Source organism: Brevefilum fermentans (assembly GCF_900184705.1).
In the GTDB taxonomy this organism is placed as follows: domain Bacteria; phylum Chloroflexota; class Anaerolineae; order Anaerolineales; family Anaerolineaceae; genus Brevifilum; species Brevifilum fermentans.
This window is the reverse complement of the sequence record NZ_LT859958.1, coordinates 1521465-1540354: the sequence shown is the minus strand read 5'-3', so window position 1 is coordinate 1540354 and position 18890 is coordinate 1521465. Positions and strand designations below refer to the sequence as shown.

At 45.7% G+C, this 18890-nt stretch carries 16 protein-coding genes; 5 read left to right on the top strand and 11 right to left on the bottom strand.

Translation table 11 applies throughout. The annotated features are described in order from the left end of the window. Positions 1-3 precede the first annotated feature (3 nt). Genes CFX1CAM_RS06745 through CFX1CAM_RS06735 form a run of 3 tightly spaced genes read left to right on the top strand, consistent with a single transcriptional unit; the run spans position 4 to position 3819 of the window. Positions 4-1449 carry an ABC transporter substrate-binding protein gene (locus CFX1CAM_RS06745; RefSeq protein WP_087862289.1) on the top strand — a complete coding sequence of 482 codons (1446 nt, stop codon included), beginning with the start codon at positions 4-6 and terminating at the stop codon, positions 1447-1449. After that, a complete protein-coding gene (locus CFX1CAM_RS06740) occupies positions 1442-2467 on the top strand; it encodes a FecCD family ABC transporter permease (protein WP_087862288.1) in 1026 nt (341 codons plus the stop codon). The genes CFX1CAM_RS06745 and CFX1CAM_RS06740 overlap by 8 nt, the downstream gene beginning before the upstream one ends. Before the next feature lie 8 nt (positions 2468-2475). Then, positions 2476-3819 (top strand): ATP-binding cassette domain-containing protein, encoded by a 1344-nt coding sequence (locus tag CFX1CAM_RS06735; RefSeq protein WP_087862287.1) that lies wholly within the window; start codon positions 2476-2478, stop codon positions 3817-3819. Position 3820: 1 nt separating this feature from the next. Here CFX1CAM_RS06735 and CFX1CAM_RS06730 read toward each other — a convergent pair whose 3' ends face one another. The 10 genes from CFX1CAM_RS06730 to CFX1CAM_RS06685 all read right to left on the bottom strand — a co-directional run bounded on the left by CFX1CAM_RS06730 (position 3821) and on the right by CFX1CAM_RS06685 (position 14653). After that, positions 3821-4381, bottom strand: coding sequence for a D-sedoheptulose-7-phosphate isomerase (locus CFX1CAM_RS06730; protein ID WP_157891768.1), 561 nt, complete (start codon positions 4379-4381; stop codon positions 3821-3823). Between the two features lies 1 nt (position 4382). Then, positions 4383-5447, bottom strand: a complete 1065-nt coding sequence (locus CFX1CAM_RS06725) for a bifunctional heptose 7-phosphate kinase/heptose 1-phosphate adenyltransferase (RefSeq protein WP_157891767.1) — start codon at positions 5445-5447, stop codon at positions 4383-4385. Positions 5448-5455: 8 nt separating this feature from the next. Beyond that, positions 5456-6430, bottom strand: coding sequence for an ornithine cyclodeaminase family domain (locus CFX1CAM_RS06720; protein ID WP_087862285.1), 975 nt, complete (start codon positions 6428-6430; stop codon positions 5456-5458). Between the two features lie 4 nt (positions 6431-6434). Continuing rightward, the gene (locus CFX1CAM_RS06715) at positions 6435-7256 is read right to left on the bottom strand and encodes an HAD family hydrolase (RefSeq protein WP_087862284.1); all 822 of its coding nucleotides are present in this window, start codon (positions 7254-7256) and stop codon (positions 6435-6437) included. An 85-nt stretch (positions 7257-7341) separates the two neighbouring features. Continuing rightward, a complete protein-coding gene (locus CFX1CAM_RS06710; protein ID WP_087862283.1) occupies positions 7342-8529 on the bottom strand; it encodes a Gfo/Idh/MocA family protein in 1188 nt (395 codons plus the stop codon). 39 nt (positions 8530-8568) lie between these two features. Beyond that, positions 8569-9570 carry an ABC transporter permease gene (locus CFX1CAM_RS06705; protein ID WP_087862282.1) on the bottom strand — a complete coding sequence of 334 codons (1002 nt, stop codon included), beginning with the start codon at positions 9568-9570 and terminating at the stop codon, positions 8569-8571. A gap of 1 nt (position 9571) precedes the next feature. Then, the gene (locus tag CFX1CAM_RS06700; RefSeq protein ID WP_087862281.1) at positions 9572-10570 is read right to left on the bottom strand and encodes an ABC transporter permease; all 999 of its coding nucleotides are present in this window, start codon (positions 10568-10570) and stop codon (positions 9572-9574) included. Next, positions 10563-12101 (bottom strand): sugar ABC transporter ATP-binding protein, encoded by a 1539-nt coding sequence (locus tag CFX1CAM_RS06695; RefSeq protein ID WP_087862280.1) that lies wholly within the window; start codon positions 12099-12101, stop codon positions 10563-10565. Before CFX1CAM_RS06695 ends, CFX1CAM_RS06700 begins: the two co-directional genes overlap by 8 nt. Before the next feature lie 137 nt (positions 12102-12238). Then, on the bottom strand, positions 12239-13366 hold the full coding sequence (locus CFX1CAM_RS06690; RefSeq protein ID WP_197687105.1) for a substrate-binding domain-containing protein: 1128 nt from the start codon (positions 13364-13366) through the stop codon (positions 12239-12241). A gap of 252 nt (positions 13367-13618) precedes the next feature. Continuing rightward, positions 13619-14653, bottom strand: a complete 1035-nt coding sequence (locus tag CFX1CAM_RS06685; protein ID WP_087862279.1) for a Gfo/Idh/MocA family protein — start codon at positions 14651-14653, stop codon at positions 13619-13621. Positions 14654-15347: 694 nt separating this feature from the next. Here CFX1CAM_RS06685 and CFX1CAM_RS06670 point away from each other — a divergent pair. Further along, positions 15348-16307 carry an ROK family protein gene (locus CFX1CAM_RS06670; RefSeq protein WP_157891766.1) on the top strand — a complete coding sequence of 320 codons (960 nt, stop codon included), beginning with the start codon at positions 15348-15350 and terminating at the stop codon, positions 16305-16307. A 14-nt stretch (positions 16308-16321) separates the two neighbouring features. Here CFX1CAM_RS06670 and CFX1CAM_RS06665 read toward each other — a convergent pair whose 3' ends face one another. Beyond that, entirely contained in the window at positions 16322-17449 is a 1128-nt protein-coding gene (locus tag CFX1CAM_RS06665; RefSeq protein ID WP_087862276.1) for a uroporphyrinogen decarboxylase family protein, read from the bottom strand. A 256-nt stretch (positions 17450-17705) separates the two neighbouring features. Here CFX1CAM_RS06665 and CFX1CAM_RS06660 point away from each other — a divergent pair, with 256 nt between their 5' ends. Beyond that, entirely contained in the window at positions 17706-18863 is a 1158-nt protein-coding gene (locus tag CFX1CAM_RS06660; protein ID WP_087862275.1) for a Gfo/Idh/MocA family protein, read from the top strand. Positions 18864-18890: the final 27 nt, after the last annotated feature.

Below are 18890 nucleotides of genomic sequence, written 5' to 3'. Positions count from 1 at the left end.
GACTTGAAAAACAATCAATTACGTACATTTATCATCATCGGATTGCTCAGTATTTTGCTGATTGGTTGTTCCGGAGGCATACAGAAATATCAATCTTTATCGGCGGTAAACGATGTTGAGGAAGTTCAGACATCTCAGGCTGAAACCAAAGAAGGTGAAAATCCAGTTGAAGAAGTGAGTCTCACTACTGCAATGGATGTGGAATCAGCGAAATTCTCCATTAAAGCGGATCCTGACCTTCAAGAAGTTATTGCAGAACTCTATGGAAGTGTTTTTGAAGGCGAAGCCCCGCTCTTTGTTGACGAAAATCCTGATTTAATCGCAACCAGGGCGAGTGGAAACCGAGATGGCAGGCCTTATATTCAACCGACGTTTTTACCAGATGCGGTATTAATTCCAGAAACTGACAACCTTGATGTGTACAATTTTATCAACTTTGCCATTTCTCCTGATGGACAGCAAGCATTAATTGACATGGGCGCTCTGCCTGAAATTATTTCTCTGATAGACCAGGCTGGAAACCTGGTTGAGATTCAACAGCCAATTCGACGGGTGATCTCAGCTTATGGCCCTGCATCTGCCATAGTTTACTCAGTTAATGGTTGGGATCGACTGGTTTCTGCAGCTTATTTAGGTGCACGAGACCCACAAGGTGCTGCTGCCATGGAGCGCATCGACCCACGTTTTCCTGATCTTGTCGGTGACGCCTATTTCTCGCAAAAGGAATTTAATCTTGAGCAGGCTGCTAAGTTAGAGCCAGATTTGATTATCGGGTCTTTTCGCTCAGCCTGGATTGATACCGTTAAGGAATTAGGTGTTCCACTTTTTATGGTCGAAGCAGAAACCTCCCAGCAATTAAGAGAAGCCGTTCTGATGATCGGACGGCTCTTTGGACCAAACAGTCAAGCACAAGCACAGGCCTGGGTTGACTACTATGATTGGATCATCGAAAGCATCCAGGGTCAGCTTTCCGGAATTCTTCCAGATGAAAAACCTCATGTTCTGTTTACTGGAACCGAAGCTTTGCGAGTTGTCAGCGGCGACATGTACCAGACGACAATGATTGATGCTGCAGGTGGTATTTCTGCCAGTGCTGAATTGTCGGGCTATTGGAACGATATCAACATTGAGCAGGTCGCTGTTTGGAATCCAGACCTGATCATTGTTCCTCCTTATGGCGGTGCCAGCGTAGGAGCGATTACTGAAAACCCGGAATGGCAAATTATTGATGCCGTGATGCAGGGTCAGGTCTTTCTTATGCCAAAATTGGTGGTTCCCTGGGATACGCCAGCACCGGATTCTGTGTTGGGAATCGTCTGGATAGCAGAACTCATTCACCCTGACAGTGTGGAACTCAGTTGTGCGATTGAGACCGAATTTTTCTATAATACCTTTTATTCCTATGCGATTACCAAAGATGAAATTACTTCCATCTGTAACTATGAATAAAAAGAAAACCCGGTTGTCAGAATCGACTCTCGATGGGTTGATCTTGCTCTTACCGGTGGCGTTGGCTATCGTTTCTTTGTCCATGGGTCGGTATCGAATCGACCCATTGGATGTAATCAAGACTTTACTTTCGCCAGTAATTCCAAACTTCGCAGAAGGGATACCGGAAATCGCCCAAAGGCTTGTGCTGCAGATTCGCATACCGCGGACCCTTGCTGCGATTTTAATCGGCGCCAGTTTTGGAGCAACAGGAACCGCACTTCAAGCTGTTTTCAAAAACCCACTGGTTGATTCAAACATCCTGGGAGTGACTTCTGGAGCTGGATTTGGGGCAGCTACCGCCATACTTTTAAAAGGCAGCTCCTGGCAAGTTCAATTATCCGCCTTCTTATTTGGGCTTGTGGCTGTATCTCTTGCATTTTTTGGAAGTCGTTTATATAAAGCCACCCCGCTTTTGGTGTTGACATTAATGGGCATCCTCGTGGGCTCGCTGTTTAATTCACTGACGTCTTTATTGAAATATGCCGCAGACCCATTAGATGCATTGCCAGCTATCACCTTTTGGCTTTTGGGAAGTTTGACGAGTATTACCTGGCGAAATATCCCTGCACTGGCCATTATAACCTTGACAGGTTTGGCTTTCTTTTGGTTGATCCGTTGGCGATTGAACATCATTTCTTTAGGCGATGACGAAGCGAAATCATTAGGCGTCAACCCGATTCACATGAAAATGATGGTTATCCTGGCAGCCACGTTGATGACTGCGGCGGCTGTTGCTGTCAGCGGTGTGATTGGCTGGGTGGGCTTGGTGATACCCCATGCAGGCAGAATGCTTGTTGGCCCTGACCACAAGCGGTTAATCACGGCATCAATTGGGCTTGGGGCGGCGTTTTTAATTTTGATCGATAATATCGCACGAACAATGCTTCCTGGTGAAATTCCATTAGGTGTCTTGACCGGACTGGTTGGTGTGCCGCTGTTGATTGTGTTATTAAGGCGGGGAAGGGTGGGGTGGTGAGGTCGATCATGCTATCTGCGCAAAATCTCAGTTTTGCCTACCAGCCAGAGAAAACCATTTTGCACGATGTCAGTTTGAAGGTGCAGACAGGTGAAGTGCTGTACATTTTGGGACCCAATGGCGTTGGAAAAACGACCTTGCTTCATATCCTGGCAGGGTTACTGACCCCTGACACCGGGCATGTGTTTCTTGCGGATGAACACCTCGAAGCTTATTCTGCAGCAGAACGAGCAAAACTCATTGGGCTGATTCCGCAGTTGTACACGCCAGTTTTTGCTTATACGATTAAGGAAATGGTAATTATGGGGCGTGCACCGCATCTAGGATGGTTGAGTGCACCTTCAAAACCCGACGTTGCTATTGTTGATGAGGCTTTGGAGCAGGTTGGCTTGTATGAATTGCGGGATCGCGCGTTTACCAGCCTTAGCGGAGGTGAACGTCAGCTCGCCTTGATTGCGCGCGGCTTGGCTCAAAAATGCAGTCTGCTGCTGATGGACGAACCTACAGCACATCTTGATTTGAGCAATCAGCATCGGATATTGGAGATCATCAACCAGTTGAGCGATCAGGGCTTATCATTTATCATCTCCTCGCATTCTCCCAATGATGCCCTGGCTTATGCAGACAATGTCGTTTTATTAAGCGGCGGCTGGGTTACTGAGTATGGCCCACCAAAACAGATATTAACAGAACCAAATATTTCTTCTGTTTATGGGATTAAGACTGAAGTGATTTTTGATTGGTTGGAGGGTAAAGCTGTGCCTAAAGCGGTTGTTCCACGTCGACCATTACGACTTTTGCCAGGTTCACTCCAGGAACTGGGCAGCCCTTTGAACCGAATTTATGAACAAAGCCAGACTGCGCCCCAATTGCTCCTGGTTACCGGTTTGAGCGGTGCAGGGAAGACAACCTGGTGTCTTCAATTATCGCAGAATGCCAGAGCAATGGGGCTTTCTGTAGCGGGCATTCTTTCACCTGGTATCTACGAAGGCAAACAAAAAATTGGCATTGGAGCAAAAGAATTGTTAAGTGGTGAGGAGCGCCCGTTGGCAAGGCTGCGTGAAGATGAAGACGCAGAATTAGCCACGCCACGCTGGGCATTTGATGCTGATGTTCTAGAATGGGCAAATCAAAAACTGGCCAGTTTTCCAGTTACCGACTTGTTAATTATTGATGAACTGGGCCCGCTGGAATTTCTCAGGGGAGAAGGTCTGACTCAAGGTTTGAGCCGCATCGATGCGGGTAACTATCGATTGGCTTGTGTGGTCATCCGCTCTTCTCTGCTGCCAAAGGCGCTTCAACGCTGGCCAAATGCTTTGGTCGTAGAGGGCGGCGGCTCGGTTATTGAGTGATTTACTGCCTTAAGCAAAGGGTCATTATATGATCGACGATCATGTGAAAATCTTCAATGACCTCCATGCTATCTGAGGGAATCACCAGGGGATAGTCAACCAGGTCTTTGAGTTGTCCGCCTTCAAAACCAGTCAAACCAACGGAGACTCCGTCAAATTGCCTGGCTGTTTTGACGGCTTCTAATATATTGGGTGAATTTCCACTGCCGCTGATGGCAATCAGCACATCACCGGGCTGCATCAAATTCATCAGCGGTTCCGCAAACACGCGATCGTAACCTTCGTCATTGGCATAGGCGGTTAATGAGGGGATATTGTCACCTAATCCAATTACTCGCATGCGCTTCTTATCGGGCTTGCGGGTGTTTTTACCAAAATCACATACCATGTGCGCTGCAGTTGCCCAACTGCCACCGTTGCCGCAAATGAAAATGGTCGCCTGGTTCTCCCTTGCTTGCTGGAGTAATTCTGTGATCTCTGCCAGCTTTTCAACAGGAAATTTTTCAATGACTTCGGTTAAAGCAAAAAGGTAGTTTTTGATTGTTATCAAATTTTCAGACATTCTATTTAATTCCTTTAAGTTGCTGTTGATATTCATGGTGTCGACGTAACACATCTGCTTGGTTTGCAATACCGGTTGTTCCCAGTTGCTGCACAGTAATTGATCCTACCAAATTGCCAATATATGCCGCCTCCCGGCTTGTGGCACCGGCGCACATTGACAGTCCAATTCCAGCTAAGACAGAATCACCTGCGCCAACAATATCAATTGGACCTTCAATCTGATAACCGGGGAAATGAAAGAACTGATTATTGTCCATACCACACAAACCTTGATCGCCAAGCGTGATAAAAATTGGCCTGCGTTGAACCTCCCACAGGATACGAGAACAATTCTCTGCTGCTACAATTAAATCTGCAGTGAAATTTTCAGGGTTTCTGCCGGTTAATTCCGCTGCAACATTTGTTGCTTCATGAATGTTCATTTTCAAAGACACATTTCGGTATGCAGCCCCAAAGTGCCTGGAATCAACCATAATTATGCTGTCCAGGTTTTGCCCTGCAAGCTCTGAGAGAGCTTGACGCAGCACCGGCGACATCACGCCAAAACCATCCTGTTTGACTTGCTCAACCACCAGAATTCCCTTATACGAATGTATGGCTTGTTTAAGGTGGTTAACCAACGCGGCATTCAAGCGATCCGGGTTGGGCGACCGATTGACAATATCTATCCGATTGAGTTCACTATGCTCTCCATCCAATTCTTTCATCATCGGTTTCGTGTAGGTTGGAGTGAAGCGGTCCATCGTTTCGATCAAATGGGTAGTGTCGGCACCTCTTTCAGCCAGGGCGTTTCTTAATGTATACCCATTACCATCATGGCCAATATACCCAATGGTGGCATGTTGAGCGCCTAAAGCCGACAGGTTGTTGTTCACCACACCCGCCGCACCAGGCTGACCCCGCAAGTTGACAGCCTGAAAGGCTTCTTTATGCGTTTCAATAGAAAACTCTGACAAGGATCGATCCATTTCTATGTAAAGGTCAAGGAAAAAATCGCCTAATACAGACACCCTTGTTTGTGAGAAATTTTCTAATATTTCATCAAGCCGCCTGGTTTCCATCATCATCACTCCTATTGCCTCGCTTTTTCGATGATTAAGCGGTGCAAATTTGGCACTGTCGCCCGGTGTTGACCACGAATATAAAATGATTCGCCGCCATCCGCCACAGTACGGACCAAAACCGTTTTGTACGGACGGAAGTAATAGGCAGCGTTGGTTTTTGGTGCTTCACTGTGAATATCGTCGCCCAAATCAACCAGGTCAAAGACGGCAGAGGTGAAGTGCCGAATGTGCCGATTTTCTTGATTTGCCACGTTACGTGCCATTGAGAGGGCTTTCAGGTACACTTCAGGTCCCATAACAGCAGTACCAATATTAAGTACAACCCCGCCTTCAAGGCTCTGGACAAAATAAGTCAGCGTGAGGAAGTCCCGATAACTGCTCTCTCCAGTTGCGGAACCATCAAAATTCGGATGTTCGTGCACAATATCCTGCCCAATACCGACATGAACGGTAATTGGTATCCCATATTGGTATCCTGCGGCAAACAAACTGGATTCGCGGTAGGGAAATTCAATTGGATTTTCATAGATCATCTTTCCAACTGCTTCTCCGAGACCGTAGCCATTTTCCTGTGCATAGCGCGCGGCGTCGTTGACTCTGCCAGTTTCCTTCCACAATCCAAACTGTCCTTCCCGGATATAACGGGCGACCGATTCGGTTGATTCTCCGATCATGGCAAATTCCATGTCATGAATGGCGCTGGCTCCATTGGTGCCAATCAAGGTGATGTAACCTTTTTTCATCAGGTCAATCAAAAAACGGTTCACGCCGCTACGGATGACGTGCGCACCCATCATGAGCAAGACAGTTGCACCGCGTTCTTTGGCTTTGATGATCCGTTCAGCAAGAATCTCTAAATTGTCATCTTGAAATTCTGGGATTGGGTCGGTCAAACAGAGAAATACGTCACGCTGTAAATCATTGACTCGTTCACTGAGAGGTTTCAAGATCAATCGGTTGCGATCAAAAATTGGATAGGGCATATTGTTATTCCAGTGGCATTAAGTAATCCCAAAGCTGGGAGAAAGATTTGAAATCCGGCATAATCACATCAGCACCGGAAGCAATCAGACGGTCACGTTTCCATTCATCCACCCCTGAACGGTTGGCTTCATCCGTTGCCAGACCGATGGCGATACCTCCAGCTGCTTTAGTATCTTCAATTTCAACATATCCATCGCCAAATGCAATCAGTTCAGGTCCGCTTAGGTGATTTTCCTGAATGATCTTTTGAATGACCATTCGTTTAGAAAAAGATTCGTAATTATCCTGAGCCCCGTAAATACCCTGAAAAAAGTGATCGACTTCCAGCAGATTGGCTTCATCAAACACGTAGTTTTCATCGGTGCCTGAAGCCAGAAAACACACGATACCATCCTGTGTGACCTGCTTTAAGGCATTCAAGGCGCCAGGGACCATCAAGTCGTTGGGTTGGATCTTCCCCTCGCGTAAACCATCCAATCGGTGAATAATGCGTTCCATCAACAGGTCATGATAGCGTTGTTTATAGGTCAGTGGGTCTTCAGGTGTGCCTCCACGCAGCTCTACTTCTTCAGCAAGGCGAATCATCTGATAGATGGTTTGTTTGCCCGTTGTTTTTGCTACATAGGCACGAACAACCTGTTCAATCTCCTCGCGGTTTTCATGGCGGGGTGTTGACAGCAAAATTTCTACCATCATCGGAATCATGATTTGTTGCCAGCCTTCGCGGATCAGCGAAATGGTGCCATCAAAGTCAAACAGGGCGAATTTGATGGTTCCTTGTGGAATCCCCGGGGTAATAATCTCAATACTGTTTTGATTTAGCAATTTTTTTATCTTCTACAATCGATGATGATTCACTAAAAAATAAAGGAGAGCTGTTAGGCTCTCCAATATCTCATAGGATTGCCAATTATTTGACGATTTCGGACACCCGACCGGTTTCTTTGTGTTGGATGATAAATTTGTGTTTGCCATCGGGCATAATTTCGTCTTTGATCAAGATGTGTTCGTCGTCATAATCCTTTGTGGTTTTGACTTTTTCGTGCTTGCCGCCACGCCAGTCTTCAATTTCCACAGGTTCCCATTTGCCGGTTTCGCCCGATTTGTAAATCGCGTCGAGAATGCAGTTAATCACGTAACCGTCATAAAAGTCTTCAACAGGCTTGCGTTTTTCATCGATTGCATCAAACATATCGTTGAACATTTCAATGTATCCCAGCCCATCTTCCTCATTTCCAACAGGGAACAACCAGCCGATCTCAGCTTCAGATTTTTCTGAAACATAGCCTTTAGTACCTGCTGTGGTGAAGACTTCAAAGCCAGTTCGGAGCCAGTGATTCAACCAGATGGTGCCTTCAGTTCCGGAAATTTCGTCACGCAGGTCCATGCCTCCGCGAAAGGTCCAGTTTGATTCAATTTGAGCAATGGCGCCGTTTTCGAAGCGTACAAGACCGATGGAGAAATCTTCAGCAGCAATTGGATGCACCATGGTGTCGAGGTGGCCCATCGCCTCAACGGGACGTATATCCTTGCCAATAAAACTTCGACAGATTTCTGCGCAATGACAGCCCATGTCTACCAGTGCTCCGCCTCCGGCCAGTTCTTTATCGAAGAACCAGGGTGCATGCGGTCCAGGGTGGGTTTCACGGGAGCGCGCCCATAAAATGCGTCCTAAAGCTCCTTTACGGACAAAATCAAGCGCTTTTAACGTTTTAGGGGTATAGACCAAATCTTCCAAGTATCCGTGGAAAACACCAGCCTTTTCAACGGCGTCCAAAATTTCCTTGGCTTCTTTTCCAGTTCGTGCCAGAGGTTTTGTACATAGCACTGCTTTTCCAGCTTGAGCTGCTTTGATGATCGCTTCTTTGTGTTGATGGTTGGGGAGGGCAACGACGACCACATCGGTTTCAGGATCGTTGATGGCTTCATCCATGTCGCCAGTCCACCGGGGGATATTGTAAGTCTCAGCAAAGGTTTTCGCGTTTTCTGGCGTGCGATTGTAGACCATAGAAACAACGTCTTTTGAGCGACTTCTCTGGATGGTTTTTGTGTAAAACATCCCGATAAATCCAGCGCCTAACATACTAATTTTGTGCATAAAATTCTCCTTTCGGCACTTAAAAATCGAAGAGGGTATTTATGAACGCAACCCTTTTTCGCGACCATAAATGATGAGGATAACAACCAGCAATGAGCCATAAATAATTTGCTGTAACGCCTGTGGAAGTTGCATAGTGGTCAACAAACTGGAGATGAGCTGAATGACGATTGCCCCGGCAATTGTGCCTATATATGACCCTTTGCCACCTGACATTTGTGTGCCACCGATCGCTACAGCGATAATTGAAGGGAACAGGTATTGGTTGCCCAGGTTGGGTCCTGCATTTTGAGTGTAACCGACCAGTAAGAAGCCCGAGAATGCTGCCATAGCGCCTGCCAGCACATATGTTAAGATTACCATTCGGTTAACTTTTACACCAGACAACCTTGCTGCAGTGCGGTTAACACCGATTGCAAACAACTGTTTTCCGTAACGTGTTCGCTCCAACAAGAGAGTCATCAAGATACCGATAATAATCCAGATAAAGATCATACCTGGAATGCCCCAGATCAGATCACGCGCGACCAATTGGGTCATAATTGGTGCCACTTTGCCATCATAGTAGCCTTTCGTCCATAAAATCAACGCGCCTTGCACGACACCTGACATGACCAGTGTCATCACAAAGGGCGATATTTTTAGATAGGTGACCCCCAGGCCGTTGAGCAAGCCAATAGCAGCCCCAATTAAAATCACCAGCAATAATACAGGCAAGATCAAATAATTCTGCCCGTTGATAATCATATAGGTTAGCAAAGCACCTACGGTAACAATTGGCGCAGCAGAAAGGTCAATTCCTTCACCTCCAGAGATGATGACCAGCGTTTGTCCTGCGCCAATGATGGCAATGAAAGATGCCAGGCGCAAGATATTCAATGCTTGACGAATAGCACCTTGGAGAGTGCTGTAACCAGCGGGAAGCAATCCGCTTAATAGAAACAACACGACGGCAATGAGCATAGCAATTAGCGGGGGAGAAATCTTGATCGCCTTTTTTATGCTTTTATTGCTGTTATTTGATACTTCAGATTCGTTCATTTTATTTTTTCCTGCGCAACAAATTAATGAAACCTGGAGCAGCCAGGGCAAACAGGATCACCAGGGCATTGATCAAAGTAACAGCCCAAGAATCTACTTTGACAATAGAGATGATCCTTCGGATGTTTCCTAAAACAATTCCGCCAAAAATGGCACCAAGCAATGACCCTGAACCACCGCTAAAGGAGACACCTCCGATAATTGCGCCTGTAATTGAGGGAAGCATCATATCTGCCCCGCTTCCGGAGAACCCCGATCCAGTTAGAAGGCTGTAAGAAATAGCGCCCAGTGATGCCAGGAAGCCCGAAAGAATATAGGTAGAAATCTTCATCCAGGTCACGGGCACGCCGGTAGTATAAGCTGCTCTTGGATTACCGCCAACAGCATAAAGAAAACGGCCATATTTCCGAAGCCTGAAAAATTCCCAAATCAGTAAAAAAACAATCAGGATGATCAGTGATATCGGAATACCCAAATAGTGCGTATTACGATAATAATTTGTGTATTCCCTGGGAATCGCTCCTCCGGGCGAGGGGAGGAGTAATAGAGCCAGACCAGCATAGATGAAACTGGTGGCAAAGGTGACGATGACAGGTTGCAGACCTAAATAAACGGTTAGAATGCCATTAAGGAATCCCGCAGCTAAGCCGAAACCAATGACCAATGCAACAATCGCCAGGTTATGCCACGGCTCATCAGCGCTTGTCACATGCAAAGCAAGAATTACATTGCCAACGGAGACAATCGATCCATTGGAAAGATCCAACCCGCCGCCAATTAACACCAGTGTTTGTCCCATGGTTAACAGCAAAACTGGCAGCCAGGTGCGGAAATTGCTGTTCGTTAATCGTCCGATGGTGCCTGGTTGAAATACATTGGTTTGCAGAGAAAAGAAAAGAACTGTGGAAACGGCCAGTAAAATGAATGGAACACCGATCGCATGTTTTTTGTTAAATGCTCTGAACCAGTTGATAATATTTTTGTTCTTCTTATCAGGCATGTGCGTATTCCTCGTTGTTACTCACCGTCTCATGAGCGCCCATACTGGCTGCAATCAGATTCTCTTCCGTCAAAAACTCGTCGTAAAGATCGGCTTTGATGCTCCCATCCTGCATTACCAGCACCCGGGGGCATAGATCAAGGAGTTCCTGATCATCGGAGCTATAAAACAGGATTGTTGTCCCTGAAAGAGTTAATTCTTTTAAAAGTTGATAAAATTCTGCTTTTGTTCCTACATCGACGCCTTTTGTCGGGTCATCTAACAGCAGAAAGCTTGGGTTGCGCAGGAGCCATTTGCCAATAACCACTTTTTGAGCATTTCCACCCGAGAGATTGCTGATTGGCGACTCAAGCGAATCCATTACCAGGTTGAGCTGCTGGCTCGCTTTTTTTGCATCAATTTTCGCCTGGTTGAGATTCAATAAAGGTTTAGCATATTTACGCCAGTTTGGGAGGTGGAGATTCTCCAGGATAGAGCGGATCATCAATAACCCTTCCGTTGCGCGATCTCCTGGAATAAAAGCGACATTTTCACCCATGGCGTCTTTCGGATGCTTGAAATTGATTGCTTTGTTAAATAATAAGATCTGGCCTGTAAAGGGTTCATTCCCGAATAGGGTATGTAGCAAAGCACTCTGTCCTTGACCGCGCAATCCGCCGATGCCGACCAGCTCACCCTTTTTGATCGAAAAACTAACGCCCTTTAGTTTTGCATTTTCAACATTCTCAACAACCAAAGCCGTCCCAACCTGGCTGAGATCAACAAGTGCAGCACTGTCTTTCTCAAATATTCCTTCGCTACCAACCATCATTTTTACAATTGCTTTTTCGTTGGTTGCAGAAATGAGAGTTTCCCCAACGGTCCGTCCGTTTCTTAAAACAACCGCGCGATCCGCAATTCGAAAGATTTCATCCATACGGTGCGAGATAAAAACCAGAGCTTTCTTGTCCTGTTTAAGCTGTTTGATAACTTTAAATAAACAATTGACCTGATTGCTGTCTAGACTGGCGGTTGCTTCATCAAAAATTATCAGCTTTGGATCGCGGCTGACGGCTTTTAATATTTCAACGATTTGTTTCTCATCAGGGGGTAGGGTACTCACAATCGCTTCGGGGTGCAGGCTGGCTTGAAACGTGTTTTCAAACAGATCTAAAAGCTTATTCGTGGCTGTGTGCATCGCTTGATTGTCAATGAAACCAGCTTTAGTCAGGGGTTCATTGGCAAGCCAGATGTTCTGAGCGACGGTCAGAGATGGTACCAGGCTCAGGTCTTGATGAACAGCCATAATACCAGCTTTTTGGGCCGTCATGGGGTTTGAGAACTTCACCTGCTGATCAAAATAGTTTATTTGACCATAATCCTGATCTAAAACTCCGGTAATGATCTTTGCCAGCGTACTTTTTCCGCTACCGTTTGATCCAACTAAAGCCAATACTTCGCCTTCCCTGACTTCAATAGATCCGTCGATTAATGCCCTTACGCCGCCAAATCGTTTTTGAATTTCTATTGTTTTTAGACAAAGATTTTCCATTGATAAACCATCTGTTTGGTGTGTGGACATAGCCTGATACAGGCTATGGAAAATGAGTCTGATTAATGATTAATAATAATACAAAAGAGATAAAGAGGCTCTCTGACTTTTCAGAGAGCCTCTTTAGAGTTTAATTCTTATTTAAAGAAAGCTTTCAAAACCTCGTCACGGGTCATGATGCCATCCAATAAGTAGGAATCCGGATATTTGCCAGAGGCGACGTATTCTTTGTAAACCTCATCAAAGTTTTCCGGTGTCACAACAATCGGGACATCGATGACAACGGTAGAGCCAAATTGTCCGCTCAGGATCGATTTGTCCAGTTCCTTACCCAACAGCATTTCAACAGCAATTCGCAATGCGGTAGCGTTGACACCAGGAGCGTTTGCAACAGCAATGGTCTTGTAGTCGGGGTCTTTCTTCAACATTTCAGCCCAAAGCTGGAGGAACTTCACGCGGGCTTCTCCAACACCCAGCGGTAATGGATCGGGGTTAGCAGCAATGATCGCCTCCAAAGCACCGATAGCCATACCATCCTGAGTCCAGTAACCGTCAATGTTGGGGTAGGCAGCCAAGAAGTCTGACATAACCTGCTGGCCGGTGGCTTCATCCCAGAAACCTGACTCGCTGGCCAGAACTTTGATACCCGGGTAATCCGAAAAGACATCGGCAACGGCAGCCATTCGCAGGTCATTGGCAGGGTGACCAATGAAACCTTCAATCTGGACGACATTGCCTTCCTTCAGGTTTTCTGCCAACCATGCAGCGCTGATGCGTGCCCATTCGTACTGGTTATGACCAACGTTGATAACGCCTTTTGCTTCGATTTCCTGATCGATTGAAAAGACCAGGATGCCCATGTTAACAGCTTCCTCAAGGATCTGGTTGAGGGCAACAGCATCGCCAGGATTGACCAGCATGGCGTCTACGCCTGCGTTGATCAGATTTTCGATTTGTTCGATCTGCCCAGCAACGTCTGTGTCAAAGTTCTCGATGACCAGATCTTTGGTCAGACCCAGAGCTTTGTATTCTTCGTTGATGGTGATCAGGTTGTCGATCATCTGGGTGCGATATTCGCTGCTGATGAAGGGGTTTGATACACCAATGGTGAAGGGGGCTCCTGTTTCTTCGGGTGCCTCAACAGCGGGTTCCTCGACAGAGGGTGTCTCTGGTTTATCAACGGCTTTTGGAGCACAAGCTGCCAGCATGCCGACCATAATGCCGAGAAGGACGAGGATTGATATTGTTTTTGTTAATTTCTTCATTCTGTCTCCTATAGATATTTTTTATAAATTTTTACATTACAACAATTATTTTATTGAGTTAAATCAGATTTTCCGCCAATCACCTCCTTCGAAGAAAAAGGCTAAGTTTCCAATTGCCGTAATCCTATCACAGGACAAAACTTTAGCACAATAAGTTTCAATTGTACCATTAAGTGTTTGGTTTGTTAAGAAATGATAGTGTTTGAGCATTTCCGTTATATTTAATTGAGCAAGTTATTGGTGTTCGAAACATTAAGTCCCGATTTTGACTCGTTTTCCGGATTTTGCAGACTGATAACAGGCCATCAGCGCTTCAAGTGCTTTGTAACCCTCAATTCCGGGTATGGGAACATCGGTGCCCTCATCGATCGCATTTACGAAAGCGTCGATTATACCCGATTTAACCTGCTCAATATTGGTTGATTTCTTACCAAGGCGAAAGTAAGTGCCGGTTTCAGGGCTTTTCTGAACAATCAGAGGAAATTCAGGGTCTGAATAAATTTCCATAACGCCTTTTTCTCCATAAATTGAGGTTCGGTTTAATTCAACCTGGTAGGTCCAGCTTGTGATAACGGAACCCAGAGCGCCTTTTGCTGTCTGCATGGTGCAGATTGCGTTGTCTTCAACAGTGATGGGTGTACCATCAGGAAAGGCTTTTGCCAATGTATCTATCGTGGCTGAAGCTGATGTGTAGTCATCATCGAGAAGAAATCGCATTAAATCCAATTTATGGACCGCCAAATCGCCTAAAACACCCATCCCAGCAATCTCGCTTCTGAAGAACCAGGTGTTTTTTCCGTCAATCGCCCAATATTCGCAGCCCGGGTGTCCAAAAATGGTTGTGAAAGACAAGATTTTTCCTAACTCGCCTGACTGAATTATTTCTCTTGCTTTGACATGGGCCGGTTCAAGACGCTGGTTTTGCGCAATCATCAACTGCTTACCGGTTGCTTTCGCAGCATCCAGCATTTTTCGAGCGTCCGACAGAGATGTAGCCATTGGTTTTTCACATAGCACGTGTTTACCCGCCTGGAGGGCAGCAATAGACATCTCTGCATGGGTCGTGTTGGTCGCTGCGACGATAACCGCATCAATGCCGGGATCAAGGAGCATTTGTTGGTAATCAAAATATGCTTTGCAATCATATTCAAGAGCCATTTCTTTGGCGCGCGCTTCGACGACATCACAAATTGCCGCTATTCTGGCAAGCGGATTTGATTGAATTTCAGGTAGGTGGCGCACTCGGACAATTTTTCCCGCACCAATAACTCCGATGTTAATCGTCATTTTTTCTCCTTTTTGAATAGGTATTACTTTCTGCCAAGTTCAATTAATGACCCACCATGACCTGATTTGTGGTGGCTTAAATATCATATCTCGTAAAAAGAAAAATGCAAAATTGAACCCTTTATCTCATAAACCAAGCGGGTCTTCAAGTCCAATGCTGATTGCACCATCATACCCCACGAGGTTCAAATTGCGAATAATACCCTTTCAGAGCAGAGTGACTTTGCCGGTTAGCAGTCGATTGTGAAGAGCGCCTGGGTTGGTATTAAAATTCCAGAACGTCCACCGCGGCCAATTTCAACTCCATGGATGGCTCGTTGTTTTCAAGCTTAAAGGGAAAACGTGATCCGATTCCTTCCATCCAAAATCGTTGTGACATATCAGGGTCGATGGTGCAAAAGTAGGTCATTCTCGAGCTGACTGATTGCCTGCCGCACTGTTTGCCTGCTGATCCGGCAAGCATTGACAAGCTCAATATCTGCAAGAAGAAGGTTCCCCGGGTTGATTTTTTGAACTTAAGTTAAGGTTTAAAGATCAATCCAGATTTGATGATACAAGAGGGCACCGGGAAATTATGCGGAACAAACGATTTCAATCGCAAGCTACTGTAAATGGCGGAAAATTAGCTCAGTATTGATTATAATTTACAGGCTAAACGATGTCATTTAACAAAAGAAGATCAGGAGATACCAAAGTGACAGATTTAATCCTTGGAATTGAAATCGGTGGTACCAAACTCCAGTTATCCTTGGGCACTCCCGAAGGCGAGATTGTCGCCAGCACCAAAGGATTTGTTGATGTCAGCACGGGCAGCGTTGGGATTCGTCAATGGCTATTGGAACAAATTCCAAATTTCATTGGCTCTTCGGGTTACTCAAACTCTCGAATCGCTGCAATTGGGTGTGGATTTGGCGGTCCGATCGATCAAAGACGTGGCAGGGTCTTGAAATCTGTCCAGATCAAAGGCTGGAAAGACTTCCCTTTGAAAGAATGGTTTGAAGAGGCTTTTAAACTCCCGACATGGATTGAAAATGATTCCAACGCAGCAACCTGGGGTGAATATTGCCTCGGATTTGGTGTTGGTTGCCAGCATTTTTTCTACACAAATATCGGGAGCGGCGTCGGAGGCGGATTTGTATTAAACGGGTCTTTGTTTGATCGTGAGGGATTTGGCGCCGGTGAATTTGGGCATACCTATGTTCCTAATCTGATCAATCAAAAGCTGAGCGAACCGGTGAAAATCGAAAATATATGTTCCGGATGGGCCATTGAACAGCGTTTGCGACAACCTGGCTATGTTCCAGCGTCATCCCTCCTATATATGCTTGCAGATGGTAATGTGGGACAGATCTCCACCAGCAATCTCGGAGAAGCCGCCCAACAGGGGGACACTTTTGCCCTTGCTGAAATTGACCTTGTAGCCCACGCTCTTGGTATCGGATTGGCAAATGTGCTCTGTTTAACCAATGTTGAGCGTATAGCGATCGGGGGCGGTGTCTCTAACCTGGGTGAGCTGTTAATTGATCGTGTGCGCAAGTACACTGATCAGTATATCTTTGTCATCAGCGAGGGGAGATACCAGATACAACGCAGCTTTCTTGGGGAATCAATTGTAGTCGTTGGCGCAATTTTATTGGCGAGCAAATTGTTGTAGAGCTTTAAATTTGCCTATCGGGAATAAATTCCCGCTATTTTCGCATAGCCATACATTTCAATGATGTTTTCTGAAGGGATATCCGATTGCAGGTGATTGCATGGAGCCATGATATACCCTCCGCCTGGTGCAAGATCCCGAATGCAACGATCGACATCTCTGCGTACATCATCAAGCGTACCGGGTAGGGCATGGGAGATATCCACTCCGCCCAAAAAGCAGATCGAGTCGCCATAAGTACGCTTAATCTGTGCTGGGTCCATCCCAGAGACGGGTTCAAGCGGGTGTAAAACATCGATACCCATTTCAATAAAATCAGGCACAAGCTTTCCAATTGCCCCATCTGAATGCAGCATGATTTTTATGTCAGGACGAATTGTGCGAATTGTTTTAACGATCTTTTCAACACAAGGTCGAATCATCTTTCGGAATAATTTCGGTGAAAAAACCAGGTTGTCATTCGCCGCATAATCGTCACCGGGGAGCTCGATCATGTGCATTACATCTCCAGCAGCTTCTAAATAATTACTTGTCAAACCGCAAATGGTATCGGTGACCCGGTCAAGCAGCGCAATTGCAAAATCGGGTTGGATCATCATGTCGATCATAAAATTTTCCATTCCACGCAGGTCGCAAGCCATTTGGTAGGGTCCATGTGAGACCACCATGCGCCCAATAATGAAATAACCACTGTCTGCTATGGCTTTAGCCCTTTCAAGGACTCCCCGGGTCCATTTGGGATCATTAACATCTGGCCAATGAACCTTGTTATGAATATCCGAAAGTGAAGTTGAGTTTTTCAGCAAGCCATCGGTTGCCGAATAATAGGGATAGGTTTGCCGCCAGGGTTGCCCAAAATCGTCAAAGATTAAATCACCGTCAGGGTGGGTTGGGCTACTCGGTGATGCTCCAGGCCAAATATAGCGGGTATCTGTTCCCAGTGCATCCAAAATGCGATCATCCATGTAATTGATGGTGTGACCTTGACGAAACGGTGCGGTAGGCTCACCGAGATTGAATTTTTCCAGCAATGACAGATACAGGGGATCTACAATGCCATATGAGCCACCCCAAAGCGCCAGGGGCACTCTATCCGGGGTCTGGTGTGCCAAACTTTTTTCTACTCGGTCTAAAGGTAACATCAAAAACCTCTTTTCATTTCTATTTTGTAGTCATCAATCAAAAATGAACAATAATTATCATTTTCTATCAAGTGGTCGGTTTCCTCGCTGTATAATGTGTCCAAAAGAAGACGCTTTTAGCGTCTTTTAGTATAATATAATTGATCGATATGGTCACTGAAAGATTTAAATTTAGCCTTTTAGAATTTAATAATTTTGTTTGAAAAATTATTTTGCTGCACAAAAATCATAAAAAACATCAGAAAGGAACAGTGATATGGCTAAGAAATATAAAGTAGGTGTTATCGGGGTCGGATTTATCGGGCCAGCACATATGGAGGGCATTCGGAGACTTGGATTTGATGTGGTAGCGGTCGCGGAGGCGACCCAGGAGTTGGCAGAACAGTCAGCAGAACGATTGTTGGTTCCAAAAGCCTACGGTGATTGGAAGGACCTGATTGCTGACCCTGAGATTGACGTTGTTCACATCGCATCACCAAATTTTTTACATTATAAACATGCCAAAGCTGCGCTTGAGGCAGGCAAGCATGTGATTTGTGAAAAACCTCTGGCAATGACCTCTGCCGAATCGGGTGAGCTTGTTCGACTGGCTGCCGAGAAGAAATTGGTAAATGCTGTCAACTTCAACATCCGTTTTTATCCCCTTGTACAAGATGCCAAAGCACGCATTGAAGCTGGTGAAATCGGTGACAAGCTGTACATCATCCAAGGCAGCTATTTACAGGACTGGCTTTTATTAGATACGGATTGGAATTGGCGGCTTGAACCTGAATTCGGTGGCGAGTTGCGAGCAGTGGCTGATATTGGATCGCATTGGATGGACCTGGTCACATTTGTTACAGGCACACGCATTGAATCCGTCTTTGCAGATTTTAAAACCTTCGTTCCCATCCGGAAAAAACCAAAAAAGAAGATCGATACCTTTGGCGGAAAACTAGAAGTGGATATGGATTATGAAGAGAAGCCCATTTTCACTGAAGATTACGCGGCAGTTTTGTTCAAATTTGATAATGGCGCCCGCGGTGTAATGACCGTTTCGCAGGTCTCAAGTGGACGTAAGAACCGCCTGTTTTTTGAAATCAATGGCTCAAAATCCTCATTGATCTGGGATTCTGAAATTCCCAACCAGTTGGTGATCGGGCACAGGCCGGAACCCAACCAATTGCTGATCAAAGACCCATCCTTGATGACCCAGGCAGCACAATGGTCAGCTTCATACCCTGGAGGACACCCAGAAGGCTTCCCGGACACTTTTAAACAATTGCAAACAGCAGTTTATCGTTACATTTCTAGTGGCGACTTTGAAAGAAAACCCGATTTTCCCACCTTCTTAGATGGACACAACATACTCGTGGTAAACGATGCCATTTTGCTCAGTGCAAAAGAAAACCGATGGGTTGATATTGAATATTAAAAAATACTATTAAACTGGAGGATACTG